This is a genomic window from Mesoterricola sp. JemC181 (assembly GCF_055384585.1).
On the sequence record NZ_AP045076.1, the window covers coordinates 2,928,243 to 2,950,093 of the forward strand.

Sequence of the window (21,851 nt, forward strand, 5' to 3'; positions counted from 1 at the left end):
TCCCTGGAGCCCCCATGAACCTCCTCGCCCCGGCCCTCGTCGCTCTGCTCGCCGGAGTCCCCGCCCCGTCGGACTACGTCCGCCTCGCCAGGCCCGGCGACCGGATCCCGCTGGACGCCGAGACCTCCTTCGTCTACGGCTTCACCAAGGCGCCCAAGCTGGGGACCGCCACCCTGCGGGTGGAGATCCTCCGCCGCGACGGCACCAGGGACACCTCCTTCACCGTGCGGGGCGACGCCGACATGCCCTCCATGCGGGGCGCGCACAGCACGGGCAGCAAGGCGTTCTCCGTGTCCTCCAAGGGCGTCTACCTGCTTCCCGTGAACCTGGTGATGCCCGGGGACTGGGAGGTCCGCCTGACCTTCGAGCGGGGCGGGAAGACCCTCCTGCGCGGCGCCTACCTCTTCGACATCTGAGGGAGCGCCCATGACCCGGACCTGGCCCCGCCTGGCGATCGCCCCGGTGCTGCTGACCCTGCCCGCGGCCGCGGCCATCACCTGCGACCTGAACAGTCCCGCCACCGACGTCCCCCGGCTGTTCCCGGGGGCCACCCGCTTCAAGACGACCTATTTCTCCGTGACCGGCCCGGACCTGCAGAAGGTCCTCCGCCGGCTCGGGGAGCCCAACCGCCCCCTCTACGAGCCCCTGGAGGTCCCCTACACCCTCTACGAGATCTTCAAGGGCGACGCCCGGGCCGGCTACATCCACGGCATCAACCAGAAGGGCCAGTTCGGCGTCATCCAGGTGTTCCTGGCCCTGGACCTCCAGGGCAGGGTCATCACCTTCTACATCCAGAAGATGACCGGCCCCCTCGCCCCGAAGCTGCGCGACCCGGCCTTCGCGGGGCAGTTCACGGCGCTGTCCCTGCGCGATTTCAGGACCTTCGACCCGGTCCTGGGCAAGGGCACGGGACGCCTGGCGAAGATCCGGAACCCCGTGCCGGGCATGGACACCGACTTCTTCGGCGTCCTCAGGGGCCTCTACAAGAACCTGGTCCTCATGGACGCCTGCTTCTATTCCCACGCGGGGGACCCGGCATGATCAGCCTCTTCCAGATCGCCTACAAGAACCTCTTCCGCAAGAAGGCCCGCAGCCTCCTCACCCTGGGCGGCATCGCCCTCTCCTCCTGGGTGCTGGTGAGCCTGCTGGGCTTCAACCACGGCTACGAGGAGGCCCTGAACCGGGACATCGGGAACCTCGGCTACCAGCTCATGGTCATGGCCAAGGGCTGCCCGTACGAGGCCGCGACCCTGATGCTCCAGGGCGGCGGCGGCCTGCGCTACATGGACCCCGCCCTGGTGGAGACCGTGCGCCGGGAACCCGAGGTCGAAGGCATCACCCCCATCCTCATGCAGGCCTACTTCGACCCCAACAAGGGCGAGAACGGGGGCATCGCCGGGTACTTCGGCGTGGATCCCGCGACCTTCCCCGCCATGAAGCCCTTCCTCCGCTTCGAGCGCGGCGCCTGGTTCAGCGACAACGACGCCGAGGAGGTGGTCATGGGCCACGAGGCCGCGGAGCTGGAACAGCGCAGCGTCGGGGACCTGACCCTCGTGCCCGAGAAGAACGTCCCCCTGAAGGTCGTGGGCATCCTGGAACGCACCGGCACCCAGGACGACGGCACCATCTTCCTGCCCCTGGGCCGCCTCCAGAAGATCGCCGGCACCCCCAGCATCACCACCATCGGCATCCGCACCCGCCCCGGCATGGACCTGGCCGCCCTGGAGGCCAGGCTCTACCGGCTCCCCGACGTGCAGGTGGTGAGCTTCACCCAGGTGCGGCAGACGATCCTGAAGCTCATCGCCACGGCGCGGGTGATGGTGCTGTCCATCGCCCTCATCGCCACCCTCATCGCCATGATCGGCGTGGTGAACACCATCCTCATGTCCGTGCTGGAGCGCCTGCAGGAGATCGGGATCCTCAAGACCATGGGGGCCATGCCCCTGGACGTGTTCCTGCTGGTGTGGACGGAGACCCTGATCCTCTGCACCAGCGGGGCCCTGGCCGGGGTCGCGGCGGCCCTGGGCCTCGCCCGCGTCACGGATGGCCTGGCGCGCCAGGTGCTCCCCTATGCCCCCCGGGGCGGCCTGGTGGACATCGACGCACGCCAGGTCCTGCTGACGGTGGCCATCATCGTATCCGTCGGTCTGCTCAGCGGTCTGTACCCGGCCTGGAAGGCCGGCCGCGTCAAGCCCCTGGACACCATTCGAGGTGAATCATGACGAGCACCACCGTTCTCGAGGCAAGGGGCCTGACCCGCGTGTACCGGAGGGGCAGCGAGGACATCAGGGCCGTGGACGACGTCTCCCTGGCGATCCGGGCCGGGGAGGTGGTCGCCGTCACCGGCCCGTCCGGGTCCGGCAAGACCACCCTCATCAACCTGCTCGGCTGCCTCGACAACCCCACCAGCGGCGAACTCGAGCTCGCCGGCAGGCGGATGCACGGGGAAGGCCGGCCCCTGGCCGAAACCGAACTCACGCGGGTCCGGCGGGCGGTCTTCGGCTACATCTTCCAGAACTTCCACCTGATTCCCACCCTGACGGTGCGGGAGAACGTGGCGGTCCCCCTGGCCTTCTGCCCCCGGCCGGATGGCGCCGGAGACGTGGACCGGCTGCTGGGGATCCTGGGGCTGGAAGGCCGGCGGAACCACCTCCCGAGGGAGATCTCGGGCGGGGAGATGCAGCGGGTGGCCATCGCCAGGGCGCTGGTGAACCGGCCGAAGATCCTCCTGGCCGACGAGCCCACGGGGAGCCTCGATTCCCGGCGGATGGAGGAGATCGGGGAGACCCTGAAGTGCCTCAACCGGGTGGAGGGGCTGACGATCATCATGGTCACCCACGATGCCCAGCTGGCCAGGATCGCGGACCGGTGCCTGGAGATCCGGGATGGCCGGGTGCACGCCGCGTAGCCCGGCGAGGGGCGTTCCTTCCGGGAGGGGAAATACAGCATCCCCCCCCGGGAGAATGGGGGATTCCCCCCATAGGCAGGCCCCTGCCGGTTTTTAAACTGGGGCGTCGACACATTTCCCGACCGGAGGCCCGTGGCCATGCCAGTCCGATCCAGAGGTGGAGAATCCAGGCCCCGGCCCGTCCTGCGGGCCCTGGCCCTCCTGCTGTGCCTGGCCATCCTGGCGGGCTGCGGCGGCGGAGGGAAGCCCCCGGCGGGCGGCTACCATCCCGCCGGATGGCTCACGGCCCATCCGGCCCAGGCCCTGGCGGGCCTCGATCACTGCAGGACCTGCCACGAAACGACCGTCCTCAAGGCAGGCAGCGGCATTCCCGGCTGCATGACCTCCGCCTGCCACCATGGGACCCTGCCCGGTTTCGGCCTCCCGGCCGCCCACGGCGTGCGGGCCAAGGCCGCCCAGGACGCCACCGGCGGCGGGCTCGTGTCCTGCCAGGCCTGCCACGGTGCGGACTTCGGCGGAGGCGGCTCGGCGGTCTCCTGCAAGAGCTGCCATGGGGTCGCCGCCCCCCATCCCCCCAGGCCCTGGAACGGCCTGGCCACCCACAGCACGACGGACCCCTCCAACGCGGCGGTGTGCGCCCGGTGCCACTTCGCGGGGGCCCCGGCCAACCCCGCCGGCCACCCCGCCCAGCCCGCCCCGGCGGGCACGGTGCCCACCTGCTACAACAACACGCTCTGCCATGGGGCCAACACCGCCAGCCACCCGGTGCCCTTCCTGGGGCCCCTGCACGCCGGCGCGACCCAGGCCGCCTTCACCGCCGGCTGTGCCACCTGCCACGCCCTCGACGGCGCGTCGCCCGTGGCCTCCGCCCCGCAGTGCTCCGCCTGCCACCAGGCGGGCTCGCCCCTCACCCGGACCGGGTGCGCGTCGTGCCATGGGAAGCCGCCCGCGGGCAGCGCCTTCCCGGACGTGAAGGGGGCCCACGCCAGGCACGACGCCCTGGGCGGGGTGACGGGGACCTGCACGCCCTGCCACACGTCGTACGACGCCGGTTCCCTGGCCCACTACAACCGCGGCAACGCGAGGCCCGGCCTGGATTCCCTGCGGGTGCCCCCCGGGGCCGTGCAGGTTCCGGCGGCCTTCAACGCCAAGGCCGGGCCGGCCGCCTTCGACCGAGCCGCCGTCACCTGCTCCAACGTCAGCTGCCACGGCGGCGCGACCACCCCGGCCTGGGGCACGGGCACCCTCGACAGCGCCTCGGACGCGGGCTGCCGCCAGTGCCACGCCGCGGGCGGGGCCGAGAGCAACGCGGCGGCGACGCCCCTCCATGCCTTCCACCTGGGGGCCCCGGTGGGCGCCCTGTGCACCGACTGCCATGCCATGGCCAACGGCACGCCCGGCGCCCTCAACCACTTCGCGCACCTGGACACGCCGCAGATGGAGGGTCCCGCCGGCGACACCATCCAATACGCCGGGAACCGCTCTGTCTACAACGCCGCGAACAGGTCCTGCACCCTCACCTGCCACGGGTACCAGCACACGGGGTCCACCTGGGCCAGCCCCGCGGGCACCTACCATGCCACAGGCTGGCTGGCGGTCCACCCGGGCCAGGCCCTCGCCCCCCAGGCCACCTGCACCGTCTGCCACGCCATGACCGTGCCTGCGGCGCCCAGCGCCATTCCCAGCTGCATGACGGCGGCCTGCCACCATGGCACCATCACCGGGTACAACCTGGCGGCCACGCACGGCCCGCGGGCCAAGGCCCTCCAGGGCCCGGGGGGCGGCGGGCTCCGGTCCTGCCAGGCCTGCCATGGGCCGACCTTCGCCGGCGGCGCCTCCACCGTGTCCTGCCAGAGTTGCCACGGCGTTCCCGCCCCCCATGCGCCCAGGCCCTGGAACGACGCCGCCGGGCTCACCCACAGCACCACCGATCCCTCCAACGCCGCCGTGTGCGCCCAGTGCCACCTGGCGGGCTCTTCCAGCAACCCCCCGGGCCACCCGGCCCAGCCCGCCCCGGCGGGAACCGTGCCCACCTGCTTCAACAACACGATGTGCCACGGTCCCGAGGACGCCCCCCACCCCCTGGGCGCCGGGTGGCGGGACGCCACCAGCACCGCCTTCCACGGCCTCGCGGCCAAGAAGGACCTCCTGGCCTGCCAGGCCTGCCACGGCATCCCGGGAACCCCCGGGTTCGCCGGAGGCTCCGCGCCCACGTCCTGCGCGGCCTGCCACGCCCCCGCCTCCTCCCACTCCACCATCTGGGCCCCCGCGCCGGTGGAGACCTTCCCCGGCTACGTGCCCTCCCACCGGGACGCCCAGAACCGGGACAACGCCTGCCCCGTGTGCCATGACTACGCCAAGGGCCGGACCGCCCCCCTTCCAGCGGCCCCGAGCTGCTTCGCCAGCGCCGCAGGCGCCGTGGCCTGCCACGCCGCCGGCCCCGGCCAGCCCAATCACGCCGTCCCCTTCCTGGGCGCGCTCCACACCGGCGCCACCCCGGCCAGCTTCGCCTCCGACTGCGGCACCTGCCACGTCGTGACGGGAACGCCGCCCCTGGCCTCGGCCCCCACCTGCGTCCTCTGCCACCAGGCCGGCTCGCCCCTGGCTCTGGCCGCCTGCGCCTCCTGCCACGGCAAGCCCCCCGCGGGCGGCGCCTTCCCGGACCTGGCGGGGTCCCACGCCAAGCACGACGCCCTGGCGCGCGTGACGGGGCTCTGCTCCACCTGCCACGACACCTTCGACGCGGGCTCCCAGGCGCACTATGACCGCGGCAACGCCCGGCCCGGGCTGAACACCCTGCGGGTGCCCCCCGCGCCGGTGCGGCTGCTGGCCACCTTCAACGCCAAGGCGGGCGCGGCGGCCATGAACGCGAGCAACCTCACCTGCTCGAACGTCAGCTGCCACGGGGGCGTGACCACCCCGGCCTGGGGCACGGGCACCATCGCTGCCACCACGGACGGCGGCTGCCGCCAGTGCCACCAGGTGGGCACGGCCCAGGCCACGCCCGAGAACAACGCCGCCTGGTCCGGCCTCCACAGCTTCCACCTGGCCTCCGGCGTGGGCGCCCTGTGCACCGACTGCCACAGCCTGACCAACGGCACGCCCGGGGCCGCCAACCACTTCGCCCACCTGGACACGCCCCAGATGGAGGGCCCCGCCGGCGACACCATCCTGCTGCCGGGAAGCTCCGCCAACGCCTACGACGCCGCCAACCGCACCTGCACCGTCACCTGCCACGGCCACGCGCACGCCGCCTCGAGCTGGAACGGCGGCCCCTCCCACCCGGTCCCCTACCTGGGCACGGGCCACACCGGCGCCAATTCCCAGGCCGCCTTCGCCTCCGGCTGCGCCTCCTGCCACGGGGTCACGGGCGCCTCCCCCCTGTCCACCGCACCCCTGTGCACCGTGTGCCACCAGGCGGGGTCGCCCCTCGCGGTGGCCAACTGCGCCTCCTGCCACGCCCGGCCGCCGGCGGGCGCGGCCTTCCCGGATCTCCCCGGCAGGCATGCCAAGCACAACGCCCTGCCTTCCGTCACCGGCCAGTGCGGCTCCTGCCACACCAACTACGACGCCGGCACCCTGAACCACTACACCCACGCCAACGCCCGCCCCGGCGCCGACGCGCTCAGGGTGCCGCCCGCGCCCACCGGCTTCTCCGCGACCTACAACGCCAAGGCCGGCGCCGCGTCCTTCAGCCCCACCGCCTACACCTGCACCAGCGTGAGCTGCCACGGCGCCCTGGCGGCCCCCAGCTGGCAGACCGGGACGCTGGATTCCACCGGGGCCACCGGCGACGCGGGCTGCCGCGCCTGCCACGCCCGCGGCACGTCCCTTGGCGTTCCGGAGAACAACAGCTACTACTCCGGCCACCACGGCACGCACCTGGGCTCCGAGGTCAGCGCCAAGTGCACCGATTGCCATGGAATGGCCAACGGGACCCCCGGAGCCCTGGCCCACTTCACGAGGCTCGACACGCCTCAGATGGAGGGCCCGGCCAGCGACACCATCCAGTACCTCGGCAGCCGGACCGTCTACAACGCCACCAGCAGGACCTGCACCCTCACCTGCCACGGCGAGAACCACACCAACCGCGGCTGGTAGGCCGTATTCCAGGAGGCATCATGCTCATCGCCCGCATCGCCCTCATCGCCTTCGCAACCTTCCAGACCCTTTCCGCCCAGCCGAAGAAGGAGGCCCCCCCCTTCGGGGGCGACTACCCCAAGTACTGGCTGGACGTGTGCGCCCGCTGCCACGGCGTGAACGGCAACGGCCGCGACAACGCCGGCCAGCAGCTGCCCGACAACGGCTTCGATTTCACCGACAGCCGCAAGGCGGGCCGCAAGAAGGATTCCGACTGGGTCCGCATCACCCTGGAAGGCAAGGAGAAGATGCCGGCCTTCAAGGGCAAGATGACCCCCGAGCAGGCCCAGAAGATGATCACCGACATCATCCGTCCCTTCGGCGCCAGGCGCTAGGAGCACCCATGACCCCGCGCCTGCGAACCGCCGCCCTGTGCCTGGCCTCGGGCCTCCTCTTCGGCGAGTCCTCCGAGTACCCCCTGGGAGTCAACCTGCCCACGGGCGACATGATGCAGTTCTGGGACCTGGGGATCGCCTTCACCCACCGCTTCTCCACGCCCGCCTCCGGCCACGGCAGGGACGCCTACGGCCTGGACGGCTACGCCTACCCGGGCTTCGGCGTGGACTTCGGATTCAAACCCGTCAAGGGCCTCAACGTGATCCTCTACCGCACGGCGGACAACAAGACCTTCACGTTCGCCCTCCAGCAGCGGCTCCTCAACGCCGACGTCGTGCGCATGGCCCTCCGGGCCGAGCGGTTCGACGAGGTGGTCAGGCGCGCCGAGACGCCCCTCGGCACCGTGGGCCTCACCGGCGCCGCCTGCCAGCTGCCCACGGAAGTCTTCCTCGGGGACTTCGGGATCCTGACGGTGGTTCCCACCTGGCTGAGCCGCACCACCACCCGGAAGAAGGCCGTCTTCACGGCGGGAGCGGGACTGCGCATCGATTTCACCGACAAGCTGGGCTTCGTGGCCGAGTACTACCCGCGCCCCTCGAAGATCGACAAGGCCTTCAAACCGGGCTACGCCGCGGGCTTCACCTACAAGACCTTCAAGCACCGGTTCACCCTGGTGGGCACCACCACCTCAGGCACCACGGCCAACCAGGTCCTGTCCGGGGACTACGGCGGGGGCGCGCGCTCCACCGGCCAGTGGGCCCTGGGGTTCAACGTGGAAAGGACCTTCTGAGCCATGACGGGCCCCATCGAGCTGTTCTCCAGGGAGCATCCCGCCTTCGTCCACGTACCGCTGGGCCTGGTGGTGTGCCTGCCTTTCATGATCGCGGCCGCCTACCGGTCCCGGTACCCCCAGACCTGGCGGCGCATGGCCCTCCGGGTGGCCCTGGTGGCCCTCGGCGGAGGCCTCCTGACCATGGCCAGCGGACTCTACTGGGGCCGGCTGCTCAACCTGATCCCCGCCGGAAGGCTCCTGCCGGTCGTCTCCTCCCAGGGCCAGGCGCTCCAGCGGACCCTGCGGTCCCACGAGGTGAACGCCCTGGCCGGAGCCGTCCTCGGCATCCTGTGCGTGCTGCTCCTGCGCAGGGCCTGCCGGGAGCCCGGGGATGCCCGCTGGACCGGAGCCTGCCTCCTGGGGACGGTCCTGTGGGCCGGGACGTGGGGGTACGTGGGCAAGCAGGGGGGCGTGATGGTCTTCGGCGACGCCGAGACCAACAAGGCCGCCGCGGAGGCCATCAACGCGAAGAAGAACGACGCCGAGGCGGAACTCCCCCTCCGGGCCCTGGACTATGCCAGCCTGGAGCCGCTGCAGGCGGCGCCCTTCCGCAGCAGGGCCCACGGGGGCCGGGAGGCCCGCTCCTGGGTCACCGCCTCGGGCAGCGAGGCGCTGGCCGCCGGAAGGCCGCTTCCCGTCGGGGCCTACGCCGTCCTGACCACGTGGACCCTGGGCCTTCCCGGTCCCCTCCACATGCGCGAGGCCAAGGCCGACGGCACCCAGGCCTTCGCCCTCTACTGGCCCCGCGTTCCCGAGGGCGAGCGCGCGGCTTTCGGGGGGGAGGATTCGGTCTACTGGCGGAGCCCCCACCCGGCCCTGGAAGCCTGCGCCGGCTGCCATGCCGCGGGGAAGGCGCGGCCCTGATCCGGCCTTCAGGCGGGGCCGGGGGAGCCCTGGGTCTCCCGTATGGCCCTCAACAGGTCTGAAGCCGGTCCCCGCAGGGCACCCCCGGACGCCTCCGCATGGAACGAGAACCCGATGATGCGGATCCCTTGGCTTTCCCGCCAGAGGGTGCGCGCCAGATCCGCCCCGACCGGCCCCGCCGCGCCGGCATCCACCACCACCACATCCGGCTTGAGCCTTCGCACCAGGTCCCGCGCCTCCTCCCCGTCCTTCGCCACCCCCACCACGTCCAGGTCGTCCTCCTCCGCCAGGAGGTCCTCCAGCACCCCGCGCTGCGCGGGATGGCCCCCCACCAGGAGGATGGCGATCCGCGCACCCTGGCCCCCGGCGCCCTCGGCCAGGGGCACCTTCGCCTCGTTCCGGGCGTAGATCGTCGTGCGGGTGCCCTCGCCTGGGCCGCCCACGATCTCCATGCGGCCGCCCACGTGGGCGAGCCGCTGCTGGATGTTGAACAGGCCGAAGCCCCCCCGGCCCAGGGCCAGCGGGGCCGGGTCGATGCCGCGGCCCTGGTCGGCCACCACCAGCTTCAGCCATCCGCCGCCTTCCCGGGTGAGCGTGACCCTGGCCTCCTTCACCCCGGAGTGCTTCGCGGAGTTCAGCACGAGTTCCCGCACCGAATTGAACAGGAGGAGCTTCAGGGATTCCTCCGCCGGCTCGGTGCCGGGATCCGCCTGGATGTCCACCTGGAAGCCCGACTGCGCGGCCAGGCGCTGGGCGAGCCAGGTGAGCGCGGCCAGGAGGCCGCCCTGCTGGAGGATGGGCGGGCACAGCTCCACCGCCAGGGAGCGGGACGCCTCGATGGCCTCCCGCAGGATGGCGTCCACCTCCCCGAAGCGGGCGGGAATGTCCTCACCTCCCGAGAGCTGGATCAGCTCCACCTTCATCCTGGCGGCCACCAGAAGCTGCTGGAGGTGGTCGTGGAGGACCAGGGCCAGGCGCTGGCGCTCGCGCTGCTCGGCCTGGGTGAGCTCCAGGGCCAGCGCGCGCAGGCGGCTGACCAGCCCCTGGACCTCGGCCGTGCGTTCGGCCACGCGGCGTTCCAGGTCCTCGTTGGAAAGGCGGAGGACCTCCTTGTTCTTCTTCTTCTCGAGTGCGATGGCCAGGTGGGTGGAGAGGGCGTTGATGAGGGCCAGGTCCCCCTCGTTGAAGGCCTCCCTTTCGGCGCCGAAGGCGAGGGTGCCGAAGATCCGTCCGTCGCTGCCCAGAAGGGAGCGGCAGGCAAAGGCCTTGATCCCGTATTCGGAGGCGAGCTGGGCGGGGGGGCAGAAACCCGGGCCGCACGGGACGGGCGCGTCCTCCCGGGCGTCGCACGCGCAGTCCGGCGCCCTGGAGCAGGCGGCCTCGAAGCTCGCCGAATCCTCCGGGCGCAGGCCGCTGCTGGAGTAGAGGCGCAGGTCACCTGCCGGTCCGGCGAGAAGGTTCAGGAAGACCTGGCAGTCCAGCGCCACCATGCATTGCCGGGCCAGGGACTCCATGAGGGCTTCGGGATCCTCCTGGTGGAGAAGGGCGGCCATGGCGGCGGCGAGGGTCTCCAGACGGTGGTGGTTCCGGCGCAGGGTCTCCTCCGAGCGCTTGGCCTGGGTGATGTCCCGGGTGAAGCTGCCGACGCCCGACACCTGGCCGAGCATGTCGAGCACCGGGTAGAACGAGTGATGGAAGGAGATGCCGTCCCTTTCATCCTCGAATCCCATGGGCTCGCGGGTGGCGACGACCCGCGCCAGGACGGCCCTCCGCGCGGCGGCGACGTCCGGGGGGACGAACTCGTCCATCAACCTGCCCACCAGTTCCTCCTGGGAGCGCCCCACCCTCAGGGCCGCGGTGGGATTGGCCAGGACGACCCGCCCCTCGGGGCTGAAGAGCCATATGGATTCCGTCGTCGCCGCCATGAAGGCCTGCATTCTCGCCGCCGTCTGGAGGAGTTCCCCCTCCATGCGCTTGCGCTCGGAGATGTCCCGGATGACGCTCAGGATCCGCTCCTGCCCTTCGAGGGTGATGCTCCGGGCATTCACCTCCACCTGGACCTGCGTGCCGTCCTTGCGCCGGTGGACGGTCTCGAACAGGGTGCCGTGGTTCCGGGCCTCGAGGATCTGCCGGCGGACGATCCCGGGTTCGTCCACCCGCAGATCCTGGATGGAGAGCGCCACAAGCTCGTCGTGGGCATAGCCGTAGAAATCCACGGCGGCCTGGTTGGCCTCCTCCACCCGGCCCTCCACATCCACCAGGATGAGGGGATCCCGGGCGTGCCTGGCGATGAGGTGGTAGCGCTCGGCCACCGCCTGGGCCTTCCGGCGGGCGGTGACGTCCCGCAGGGCCACCATGCGCCGGGCCTGGCCCTCGAACATGAACGGCCTGGAGGTCGCCTCCAGGTCGAGGACGGTGCCGTCCCCCCGGAGGGCACTGAGCTCGCCCATCCGGCCATCCCCCTCCAGGACGGCGTCCAGGGCCCCGGCCCGGTCCGGCCCCGGCAGGATCGCATCGAGCTCCGCTTCCAGGATCGCCTCCTTGTCCCGGCCCAGCATCCTGCAGAAGCGGTCGTTGGCATCCACGATCCGCCGCCCGTCCAGGATGGCGATGCCCTCGGAGGTGGCCTCGGCCAGGAGGCGGAAGCGGGTCTCCCGGTCCCGGAGCGCCTCCGCGGCGGCCGCGCGTTCGGCCGCGACCTGGGCCCGGGTCTCGGCCTGGGAGGCCCGGGCCCGGGCCTTGAGCATCGACCCCACCACGGACGTGATCAGGCAGCTGCCCACCAGGAACACCAGGAGCTCGGCGCGCTGGGCGGGGTCGTTGTCCACGAGGCTGCCGGGGGTGATCAGGTACCAGTCCACCACGAAGCCGGAGAGCAGGGTGGCCAGGAGGCCGCCCCGCAGGCCCCCCGCCAAGGCCGCGAGCAGGACGGCCGGATAGAAGGTGATGAACGGGTGGCTGGCCTCCAGCCCCGACAGGAAGAGGGCCCGGAACCCCCAGGCCGCCGCCACGATGAGAAGCACCACCAGGGGCCAGAACCGTTCCATGCGGCGCAGGAGGAGGAAGGCGCGCCCGGCCTGCGGAGCGGGCCCGCCCCGGCCCAGGGCGGCCAGGACGAGGTAGGCTCCGCCCAGGAACTGGGCCCAGTGCCCGGTCCAGCCCAGGAGGCCGCCGGGAACCGGGTCGAGGGTCAGGCCCAAGGCGCCCAGCGCGAACAGGGCAAGGGCCGCGGCGTAGAAACGGCCGAAGACGGACGGGGCCCGGCGGTCCCGGACGGCCTGGATCCCGGCAGCGGCCAGCAGTGCGGCAAGGGTGGAGACGGCCATTCCGGAACCCAGCCCGGCGGGGCCCCAGGCCGGAACCCGGAGGCCCAGCCACCCCCCCAGGGCCAGGGTCGCCACCCCCGCCACCGCCAGCCAGACCCGGGGCGACCGCGGGGACGCGCCGGGCCGGGCCAGGAGGAGCACCGCCGCCAGGTGGCAATGGGAGGCGGCCCAGAGGCACACCGCCTGGAGGCGTTCCACGCCCGGGCCTTCCCCGAAGTCTGGACGGGACGCGAGGATCGCCCAGGCGCCTTGCATCAGGGCCCCGCCCATCAGGAGGAGAAGCCCCGGTTCCCCCGAGCGCAGGTACAGGCGGCCCAGGCGATGGATCACCAGCGCCGACGTGAGGATCAGGAACAGGAAGTTGAGATGCAGAAAGAGGAAAGCCGAACCGTAGGGCGTGCGGAGTTCCGCCCGCAGCAGGACCAGTTCCGCGGCGAGGATGAGGGGAATGGGCAGCCATGCCAGGGTCGCGAGCCGCCCCGGACCGGAGCCCGGAATGCCCGGGCCCTTCCGTGGGGCCGGCCCTGGGAATGGACCCGCATCCGTGGTCAAGAAACCTCCTGAAAAGTACCGGTGTGCACAAGGCGGATCGATGGCTATCTATAATGTTCGGATTTCCAGAAATGCAACATGAATTCCAATGTGATTGGCAACACATGATGCATTTGGGATGAATCAGGCGAGCGGGCGACTGCCAGGCATCAGGATTGAGTCTGCATTTCAGGCATGATTATCAAATTGATTAATCTTTGGCAATATGAACTCTTCTTCCTTCAATTGGAAATCGAATCCAGGTTCGATTCTCGCAAACAGGCTCAAACAAATTGACTGATCATAATAATGCGACATAAATATCGCGTTTTTCACGCGTTCGCTCTAGTGTTCCATTTTCTCATCCACTCCAACCCGCTAGATAAATTGCCCATGGAGTTTTATATGTGAAATTATTTATAAATTCACGCTGCCACGATAAGAAAAAATCAAAGACCTGATTTTGCACATCTCGAATTGGTCCATCTTATACTTTCACTGCCAGCACTTCGGGCAGGAAACGGAATGGCCGCAAAGGACCATCCAACGAAGCCGGTTTCCGGGGGAGGGCGCAACCATGCGCCCCTGCCGGACAGGGTGCCGGAATCACGACGGGCGTTTGGTTTCGACAGGAGAGCAGGTGCTGAATGACCCGGCTTCGTCCGACCCCGGCAGAACCCCTGCCTTCGAGGCTGCGCTCCGGTCCCGGAAGGCCGAGGCCCTCAACGCGCTCGCCAGCGGGATCGTCCACGACCTCAACAACCTCCTCACCGCCATCATCGGGAACGCAACCCTGGCCCGCATGGCCATCGAGCCCGATGACCGAATGGCCGGCTACCTCCGGGGCATCGACCAGGCCGCCCAGAGGACCGCAGCCCGGATCGGCCAGCTCCAGGCCTTCACGGGCAAAGGCGTGTTCCGGTTCACCCAGGTGGACCTCGATCAGCTGGTCCGGGACGCCGTGCGCCAGGCCCCGCCCCTTCCCCCGCAGGTGGACCTGGTCTGCGAACCGGCCCGCGATACCCCCCGGGTGATCGGCGACTCCGCCCTGCTGGCCCAGGTCATCGCCCAGCTCCTCCTGAACGCCCAGGAGGCGTTTCCCGATGGCAGGAAAGGCCGCATCACGGTGTCCACCGGGCCGGGCCTGGCGGAGGGCGGGGAAGCGGCGGAATGGATCGTCCCCATGGCCCCCGGACCCTGCGCCTTCCTGGAGGTGGCCGACGAGGGGACCGGGATGACGCCGGAGGTCCTGGCAAGAGCCTTCGATCCCTTCTTCACCACCAAGTTCATGGACCGCGGACTGGGCCTGCCGGCGGTGATGGGGATCCTAAGGAAACACGGCGGGGGCCTCCGGGTGGAGACGGAGCCTGGGAAGGGTACGCGGATGAAGGTGTTCCTGCCCCCCGCCTAGCAGGCCGGGCCTGCGGTGCCGGCGCGGATCCTGGCGTCCCGGAGCGCGTTCCGCCGGGCCTGGGTGAACCGCAGGCGCCGGGTCCACCCCTCGTCCCGGGCCGAGCGCCGGATGTGGCCGGGCGCGTCCGTGCGGGGCCACCGGGGAGCCTGGGCCGAGGCAACGGTCATGCAGGCGCCCAGGAGCATGGCGAGGCGGGTGAGGGCTCGGGTCATGGGCATGGGGTCCTCCCGGTTGTCCATGAGAGGAGCGGGCGGGAGGAAAGGTTGAGAGCCTATCTCAACAAAAGCAGGCCCACCCCCCCGCCCCCCAGGACCAGCCAGGTGGGATTCACTTTGAACCGGATGAGCAGGAAGCCGCTGGCCGCCCCCAGGGCGGCGGTCCAGGGATCCACCACGGCGGCCCGGCTCAAGGCCCAGGTCACCGAGGCCATGAGGGCCAGGGCCCCCACATTGATGCCGTCCAGGAAGGCGGCCATGCCGGCTGACTTGCGCAGCCTGGGAACCAGGAGCCCCAGGGCGGCCACGAAGAAGAACGAGGGCAGGAAGATCCCCACCGTGGCGGCAAGGGCCCCCGGCCAGCCCCGCAGGACGTAGCCGATGAAGGTCGCGGTGGTGAACACCGGACCCGGCGTCACCTGCCCCACCGCCACGGCGTCCAGGAGCTGGGCCTGGGTGAGCCAGCGGTACCGGTCCACCAGGTCCGCCTTGAGGAAGGCCAGGAGGACGTAGCCGCTGCCGAAGAGCACGGACCCCAGCTTGAGGAAGAAGAGGAACAGGCTCCCCAGGCCCACGGCGGGCAGGGCGCCCCCGGCGGCCATGGGCAGCCAGGCGATGGCGGTCCCCGGCTTCATCACCCGGACGGCGGCGGCCAGTCCGGCCCCCAGGAGCACCACCAGCGGATGGAGCCCCAGGAAGGCGGCGGCCAGCGCCAGGCCGCCCAGCACCGCCAGGAGGCGGGTCCGGAAGGCCGTCCGGCCCAGGTTCCACAGGGCCTGGAACACGATGGCGAGCACAACCGGCTTGATGCCGTAGAGGAGGCCCTGCGCCTGGGGCAGGCGGCCGAAGCGCACGTAACCCCATGCCAGCGCCAAGGTCAGGAGGGACGCCGGAAGGATGAAGCAGACCCCGCCCAGCGCGAGCCCGGCCCAGCCCGCCCGGCGGTAGCCCAGGCTCATGGCCAGCTGCGTGGAACTGGGCCCCGGGATGAGGTTGGCCGCCCCCAGCAGGTCCAGGAAGTCCGCCCGCGTCAGCCATTCCCGGCGGCCCACGGCCTCCTGCTCCATGAGGGCGATGTGGGCGGCGGGGCCTCCGAAGGCGGTGAAGCCCAGGCGGAGGAAGAAGCCGGCCACTTCAAGCAGGGGACCCGTCATGGGCGGGCCCGGCGGAACCCGTCGGCCAGGTTGCCGAAGGGACCGGCCGTGAGCTGGTAGCCCACGTAGAAGAAGGTCTGCCCGTCAGTGCGACCGGCGCTGAACAGCAGGTGGTGCCGCTCCGAGACGTTGATCTGGCCGCCGGCGGTGAAGCCGGCGGCTGGGTGGCCATCCTCCGTCTGGGCGGTGGTGCGGAAGGCCTCGGCCCCCAGCGTCAGCTTCTCCCCCAGGTCCCGCTGCAGGAGCCAGCCGGCGTAGGTCCAGTTCCGGGCCCCGGGGTTCCGCCACCAGCCGGCGCCGCCATAGGTGGTCCAGGGTCCCAGGCTCTTCTGCAGCCAGACGGGCAGGTACACCTGGGTGTGGCCGGCGCCCAGCCCCCGGGCGGCATCGCCCGCGGGCAGCTCCACCAAGGGGAAAACACCGATCTGGGGAACGGTGCCCGTCTCGTGGAGGAACCGCCACTTCAGGCCCACCTCCACATCGCCCGGCCCCGTCCGCAGGCCCGGATCCCGGACGTAGGCGAACGGCGCCACCAGGTGGAACTGGGTGTCGGGCAGGATGCCGTAGTTGAACTCCAGGGCGGGCCCGATGCCGGAGGCGTGCTGGCCCGCGGCGAAGACATAGAGTTCCAGGTGGCCCAGGTCCACGGGCTGCGGGTCATCGGTGCGGAAGGGCGGGCCGGCGGAGAGTCTGGCCAGGGCGAGACCGGTCAGCAGGAGCCTGCGCATCGCCATGACCGCCTCCCTGGCGTCCGATCATAGGCGGGATGCGCCGCCGGCGTCCAGGGGTCCCGGACCCTGGCGGCGTGCCCCCGGGCCGATTCCATGGTATAAAATCCCCCTCAGGTGATGGTGTCCACCCTGTAACCGCCCCTTCCGGCTGATGGCGCCTACGTTGCATGGCCCCGGGGGATGCATGGTCGGACTGCGGTGGAGGGCGGCGCGCACCGCCTGGGATCTGGGGATGGGCACGGCGGTGGGCCTGCTGGCGGGGACTGCGAGCTTCCTGTTCCTGTGGCTCCTGGAGGGGACCCTGCGCCTGCGGGCGGGGCACCTCTGGCTGGTGGGGCTCCTGCCGGTCTTCGGGATCGCGAGCGCTTGGCTGTATACCCGCTGGGGTGGGGAATCCGAGCGGGGCAGCGCCCTCATCCTGGACGAAGTGCTGGAATTCCAGGGTCGGGTCCCGTCCCGCATGGCCCCCCTGGTGCTGGCGGGCACCCTCCTGACCCACCTGGGCGGCGGCTCCGCGGGCCGGGAGGGCACGGCCGTGCAAATGGGCGCGAGCCTCGCCCGGACCATCGGCAAGCTCCCCTGGGCCTGGCTGCGCCTCACGCGCAGCCGTCAGCGCCTCCTCCTCATGGCGGGCGTGTCCGCGGGCTTCGGTTCGCTGTTCGGGACCCCGGTGGCCGGGGCCCTGTTCGGCATGGAGGTCATCGCCATCGGAAAGATCCACTATGAGGGCCTCCTCGTCTGCACCATGGCCAGCTTCGCCGGGGACGCCATCTGCCGGGGCCTGGGGGCCCCCCACGTGCATTTCCACCCCGCGGCCCTGGGCCTGACGCCCGCGCTGGGGCTGAAGCTGGCGCTCTTCGCGCTGCCGGTGGCCCTGGTGGCCGGCGGGTTCTCGGAGCTCACCCACCGGTTGGCCGCCTGGACCCGCCGGGCCAACCCCTACCTGCGGGCCGGCCTGGGGGGCTGCGCGGTCGCCGCCCTGGCGCTGGCCTTCCGCACCACGGACTACCTCAACCTGGGCACGGTCTGGCTCCCCCGGGTCTTCGAGGGGGCCGGGCCGGTGCCCCCGTGGGCCTTCGCGGCCAAGGTCCTCTTCACGGTCGTGACGCTGGGCTTCGGGTTCAAGGGGGGCGAGGTCACGCCGCTGTTCGTCATCGGGGCGCTGCTGGGGGCGGCCCTGGCGCCGGTCCTGGGGGTGCCGGTGCCCTTCATCGCGGCCGTGGGGTTCATCGCCGTGTTCGCCGCGGCCAGCAACACGCCCATCGCGTCCACCCTCATGGGGATCGAGCTGTTCGGGGGCGGGTTCGCGGGGCCGCTGGCGATCACCTCCTTCCTGGCCTACATCCTCGTGGGGCACCGGGGCATCTACGGCGGGACCCGGGTCCACACGCAGAAGGACGGCTGAGGCCCCTTGTGGGCGCGGTGGCGCATGTATATGATCGGCGATACCGAACCTGAACCCTCCGAGCCAGCCGATGCCCCAGACGTGTGAGGAAAGGCCAAGTTGAACCTTCCCCCCCTGCCCCCCCTGGACCTCCACACCCTGGCCTTCGTGCTCGGACTCGGCTCCGTGCTGCAGGTGCTGGCCCTCTATGGCCAGTACCGGTCCAACGCCTCCCGGGCCGGCCTGGGCTCCTGGGCCCTGGGGAGCCTCGCCCTGGTGCTCGCCTTCGTCGCCAACGCGCTGCGGGCCGTGCCCGCCCTCAGCCCCTATGGCATCGTCGCCAACAACGTCCTCTTCATGGTCGGGGCGGCGCTCAACTACGTCGGCGTCCTCAAGTTCTTCGACCGCAAGCCCCCGGGCGCCGGGCTCGGGGTCTTCATGGGCGGCGCGCTGGCGACGGCGGCGGTGCTCACCTTCACCGGGGCCGATCCCTCCGGGCGCCGGGTCCTCCTGTCGGCGGGCATCGGGATCCTGTCCCTGCTGACCCTGCGCGCCCTCCGCGAGAACCGGGCCCCGTCCATCGCCCCTTCCGTCGATTTCCTCTCCGTGGTCTTCGGGGTGCACGGCGCCTTCTTCGTCTTCCGGGCCGCCACGCCCTTCCTGGGGCTCCCCGCGAACGGGCTGTTCATGACCACCCTGCTGCCGATCACGACCTACCTGGCGGCCATCGCGGGGGGCATCCTCTGGAGCTTCGGGTTCATCATCCTGGTGAACCAGCGGCTGAACGCCGAGAGCCGCGAGGCGGGGGAACACCTCCAGGAGGTCAACCGGTTCCTCTCCGAGGTCATCGAGAACAACGGCGCCCTCATCTACGTCAAGGACCTGGAAGGCCGCTACGAGCTGGTCAACAGCAAGTGGGAGGAGGTCACGGGCCGCTCCCGCCGGGACGCCCTGGGCCGCACGGACGAGGAGATCTTCCCCGGCGGCGCGGGGGAGCGGTTCCGGCGCGTGGACGAGGAGGTCATGCGGGGCGGCAAGCTGGTGGAAGCGGAAGAGAGCCTTGCCACGGGAAACGGCCAGCGCTACTTCCTCTCCACCAAGTTTCCCCTCTGGACCGCCGGGAAGGCCGTTCGCGGCCTCTGCGGGATGTCCACCGACATCACCGGGAGCAAGCTGGACGCGATGCGGATCCAGGAACTGGCCACCCAGCTGGGCCTCGAGCGGGACTACGCCCAGGCCAGCGCCAGGACCGACGCCCTGACCCGCCTGGCCAACCGGGGGCAGTTCGACGAGGTGCTGCACGCCGAGTTCCAGCGGCTCAAGCGCTCCGGGTCGCCCCTGTCCCTGATCCTCCTGGACGTGGATCACTTCAAGCTCTACAACGACCGGTACGGGCATCCGGCGGGGGACGAGTGCCTGCGGCGCCTGGCGCGGGCCCTCAAGGCCGCCGTCGGGCGGCCCTCGGACCTCCCGGCCCGGTATGGCGGCGAGGAGTTCGCGGTGGTCCTCCCCGACACGGGGCCGAAGGGAACGCAGGCCCTGGCGGAGCGCATCCGCCGGGCCGTGGAGGACCTGGCCATCCCCCACGAGGGCAATTCCGCATCCGCCCATGTCACCGTCAGCCTGGGGACCGCCACCCGCGCGGGCTCCGCACTCCACTCGCCCGACAAGCTTCTCATGCTGGCCGACGAGGCCCTCTACCGCGCCAAGCAGGGCGGACGGAACCGCATCGAAACCGCCCTGGGCGACTCCGGGCCGGACGAGGGCCACCCCGATCTGGTCCGGCTGGTGTGGCGGGATGCGGCGGAAAGCGGGAACGCCACCATCGACGCCCAGCACCGGGCCCTGTTCGACGACGCCAACAGCCTGCTCTCGGCCGTGGTGGCGGGACTGCCCCGGGAGGTCTGCCTCCCCCTGATGGAGCGGCTCCTGGGGGACCTCGCCGGCCATTTCCGGCACGAGGAGGGCCTCCTCCGCGCCGCGGGCTATCCCCAGGCCGAAGCCCATGCCGCCTGCCATGCCGGCCTCCTCGCCCGGGCCCGGGCCCTGGTCGCGGACTACGAACGGGATGCCCTGCAGGTGGGCGAGCTCTTCGGGTTCGTGGCCGACGAGGTGGTCTCCCAGCATATGTTCCGGGAGGACCGGAAGTACTTCCCCTATATGTGAACCCCCGGGGGACCCTCCAGGCAGGGCCTGTTGAAATAGTCCATAATGATTCATATCTTCTTGGCCCCGGGCGCACCCGGCGCCCGTCCGAGGTTTCCCCTTGCCCGAATCCCCCATCGACAGCCGGTCCGAAGGCACCCTGGCCCCCAAGGTGGCCCTGGCCGGCTTCTGGCTGGTGGTCGCCCTGGCGCACCTGGCCGCGCCGCCGGAGCTGCGGGAGCGGACCTGGCCCGCGGCCTACGGCCTCCTGGAGGCCCTGGCCTGCGTCAGCCTCCTCCTGCGCGCCTGGAAGACCTCCGGCCCCGAGCGCACCGCCTGGGGCTTCCTGGCCGCGTCGACCCTCACCGACACCACCAACCTGGCCCTGACCGCCCTGGTCGCCCTGGGCGTTCGGATGCCCTACGAGGCGGTCTCCTCCCTGCTGAACCTGGCCACCGGCGTGCTGGTGGTGGTGGGGGTCCTCAGCTTCCCGAGGCCCCTGGAGCGCCGGAGCCGGGGCAAGCGCCAGTTCCTGGACAGCCTCATCTTCGCCACCTCCCTCCTGCTCCTGCTGTGGGTGATGGGCGTGCAGAGCTCCCTCCGCTCGGCGGGCACGGGCATGGGGTTCCGGGTCTTCCTGGCCTACCTGAACGCCGCGCTCCTGGGCGGAGGCGTCGTGTACATCACCTCCGGCCACCTGGGCCGGGCCCGGGGGGCCTTCGGCTGGCTGGCCATGTCCGCCGTGGCCTGGCTGGCGTCGCTGGCCTTCTGGACGCTGTCCGGACTGCCGCCCCAGGTGCACCGCCAGGGGTGGATCGTGGTGGCCGGCCTGATCCCCCTGTGCCAGGGCCTGGCCGCATGGTCGCCCCATTCCGCGGAGGGCGGGGATCCCAGGGTCGAGGGTCCCTGGCGGTTCTTCCGGTCCCTGCCCTACCTGCCCATGGCCGCGAGCATCGCCGCGCTGAGCTGGATCCTGGCCTGGCGCCCCGAGGACGTGACCCGGGAGACCTTCGGCATCTTCCTGGTGATGGTGGTATTCCTGGTGCTCCGCATGCTCCAGGCCATCCGCGACCTCCAGGCCTCCAACAGCCACCTGGAGCAGCGGGTCGTCCAGCGCACCCAGGCCCTGGAGAAGGCCCAGGAGACCCTCCTGCGCACCGAGCGCATGAACACCCTGGCCACCCTCGGCGCCGGCCTCACCCACGACCTGAACAACCTCCTGGGCGCCCTGCGCGGCACCGCCGAGCTCATGAACGCCCATCTCGAGGAGGGCCAGGAGCCCACCCGGCGCGACGTGAAGCGGATCATCGACATCTCCGAAAAGGCCAGCCGGGCCACCCAGCGCCTGATGAACTTCGGCCGGCGCGGGGAGGCCGCCCCCGGCAACACCGCCCAGGACATAGCCGAGGCCCTGGCCGCCAGCCGCGAGATCATGCGGATGCTCCTCCCCGACAGCATCACCCTCTCGATGGGCATCGACCCCGCCACCTGCGCCGCCCTGGTGGAGACCTCCACCCTCGAGCAGGTGCTCGTGAACCTGGTGAGCAACGCCAAGGACGCCATGCCCCAGGGCGGCGCGGTGGCCATTCGCCTGTTCCCCGGCACCATGGCCGAGGGCGGCTCCGCCGCCATCCTGGAGGTGAGCGACACCGGCCACGGCATCCGGCCGGAGGATCAGGAGTCCATCTTCGACCCCTTCTTCACCACCAAGCCCGAGGGCAAGGGCACCGGCCTGGGCCTGGCCTCCGTGCGGGCGCTCATGGAGGCCCAGAACGGGACGGTGGACGTGGTGAGCTTCCCCGGAAAGGGGACCACCTTCCGCCTGGCGTTCCCGGCCCTGCCCTGACCGGGAACCCCACGACGGATCCAGG

General features: G+C 71.2%; 16 protein-coding genes and 1 riboswitch. Of the genes, 12 read left to right on the plus strand and 4 right to left on the minus strand.

Translation table 11 applies throughout. The annotated features are described in order from the left end of the window. Positions 1–14 precede the first annotated feature (14 nt). The 8 genes from ACZ5MC_RS12820 (at position 15) to ACZ5MC_RS12855 (ending at position 9,080) form a co-directional block, all read left to right on the plus strand. Entirely contained in the window at positions 15–416 is a 402-nt protein-coding gene (locus tag ACZ5MC_RS12820; protein ID WP_306600893.1) for a FixH family protein, read from the plus strand. 10 nt (positions 417–426) lie between these two features. Continuing rightward, the gene (locus tag ACZ5MC_RS12825) at positions 427–1,041 is read left to right on the plus strand and encodes a hypothetical protein (RefSeq protein ID WP_306600894.1); all 615 of its coding nucleotides are present in this window, start codon (positions 427–429) and stop codon (positions 1,039–1,041) included. Then, positions 1,038–2,222 carry an ABC transporter permease gene (locus ACZ5MC_RS12830; protein WP_464515964.1) on the plus strand — a complete coding sequence of 395 codons (1,185 nt, stop codon included), beginning with the start codon at positions 1,038–1,040 and terminating at the stop codon, positions 2,220–2,222. Before ACZ5MC_RS12825 ends, ACZ5MC_RS12830 begins: the two co-directional genes overlap by 4 nt. Then, a complete protein-coding gene (locus ACZ5MC_RS12835) occupies positions 2,219–2,908 on the plus strand; it encodes an ABC transporter ATP-binding protein (protein WP_306600896.1) in 690 nt (229 codons plus the stop codon). The genes ACZ5MC_RS12830 and ACZ5MC_RS12835 overlap by 4 nt, the downstream gene beginning before the upstream one ends. Before the next feature lie 138 nt (positions 2,909–3,046). Continuing rightward, positions 3,047–7,009: a CxxxxCH/CxxCH domain c-type cytochrome gene (locus tag ACZ5MC_RS12840; RefSeq protein ID WP_464515965.1), complete on the plus strand. Its 3,963-nt coding sequence runs from the start codon at positions 3,047–3,049 to the stop codon at positions 7,007–7,009. 20 nt (positions 7,010–7,029) lie between these two features. After that, a complete protein-coding gene (locus tag ACZ5MC_RS12845) occupies positions 7,030–7,383 on the plus strand; it encodes a c-type cytochrome (protein ID WP_306600898.1) in 354 nt (117 codons plus the stop codon). 8 nt (positions 7,384–7,391) lie between these two features. After that, positions 7,392–8,174: a DUF5777 family beta-barrel protein gene (locus ACZ5MC_RS12850; RefSeq protein WP_464515966.1), complete on the plus strand. Its 783-nt coding sequence runs from the start codon at positions 7,392–7,394 to the stop codon at positions 8,172–8,174. A gap of 3 nt (positions 8,175–8,177) precedes the next feature. Next, on the plus strand, positions 8,178–9,080 hold the full coding sequence (locus tag ACZ5MC_RS12855) for a DUF2231 domain-containing protein (RefSeq protein ID WP_464515967.1): 903 nt from the start codon (positions 8,178–8,180) through the stop codon (positions 9,078–9,080). A gap of 8 nt (positions 9,081–9,088) precedes the next feature. Here ACZ5MC_RS12855 and ACZ5MC_RS12860 read toward each other — a convergent pair whose 3' ends face one another. After that, positions 9,089–12,958 (minus strand): PAS domain S-box protein, encoded by a 3,870-nt coding sequence (locus tag ACZ5MC_RS12860; protein ID WP_464515968.1) that lies wholly within the window; start codon positions 12,956–12,958, stop codon positions 9,089–9,091. A 619-nt stretch (positions 12,959–13,577) separates the two neighbouring features. Between ACZ5MC_RS12860 and ACZ5MC_RS12865 the strand changes: the two genes are divergently transcribed. Next, a complete protein-coding gene (locus ACZ5MC_RS12865) occupies positions 13,578–14,348 on the plus strand; it encodes a sensor histidine kinase (protein WP_464515969.1) in 771 nt (256 codons plus the stop codon). On the opposite strand, the gene ACZ5MC_RS12870 is transcribed toward ACZ5MC_RS12865, so the two are convergent. From ACZ5MC_RS12870 to ACZ5MC_RS12880, 3 genes are read right to left on the minus strand one after another with little or no spacing between them, the layout of a single operon-like run. Beyond that, a complete protein-coding gene (locus tag ACZ5MC_RS12870) occupies positions 14,345–14,569 on the minus strand; it encodes a hypothetical protein (RefSeq protein ID WP_464515970.1) in 225 nt (74 codons plus the stop codon). The two genes, ACZ5MC_RS12865 and ACZ5MC_RS12870, sit on opposite strands and share 4 nt — an antisense overlap. Positions 14,570–14,622: 53 nt before the next feature. After that, complete coding sequence (chrA, locus tag ACZ5MC_RS12875; RefSeq protein ID WP_306600904.1) at positions 14,623–15,720, minus strand: chromate efflux transporter; 1,098 nt, start codon at positions 15,718–15,720, stop codon at positions 14,623–14,625. Then, entirely contained in the window at positions 15,717–16,454 is a 738-nt protein-coding gene (locus ACZ5MC_RS12880; protein WP_464515971.1) for a hypothetical protein, read from the minus strand. The genes chrA and ACZ5MC_RS12880 overlap by 4 nt, the downstream gene beginning before the upstream one ends. Before the next feature lie 101 nt (positions 16,455–16,555). Further along, positions 16,556–16,619: riboswitch (Fluoride riboswitch) on the plus strand. 16 nt (positions 16,620–16,635) lie between these two features. Between ACZ5MC_RS12880 and ACZ5MC_RS12885 the strand changes: the two genes are divergently transcribed. The 3 genes from ACZ5MC_RS12885 (at position 16,636) to ACZ5MC_RS12895 (ending at position 21,826) form a co-directional block, all read left to right on the plus strand. Next, complete coding sequence (locus ACZ5MC_RS12885; protein WP_306600906.1) at positions 16,636–17,856, plus strand: chloride channel protein; 1,221 nt, start codon at positions 16,636–16,638, stop codon at positions 17,854–17,856. Between the two features lie 99 nt (positions 17,857–17,955). Then, positions 17,956–20,001 (plus strand): diguanylate cyclase domain-containing protein, encoded by a 2,046-nt coding sequence (locus tag ACZ5MC_RS12890; RefSeq protein ID WP_464515972.1) that lies wholly within the window; start codon positions 17,956–17,958, stop codon positions 19,999–20,001. A gap of 100 nt (positions 20,002–20,101) precedes the next feature. Then, entirely contained in the window at positions 20,102–21,826 is a 1,725-nt protein-coding gene (locus tag ACZ5MC_RS12895; protein ID WP_306600908.1) for a sensor histidine kinase, read from the plus strand. Positions 21,827–21,851: the final 25 nt, after the last annotated feature.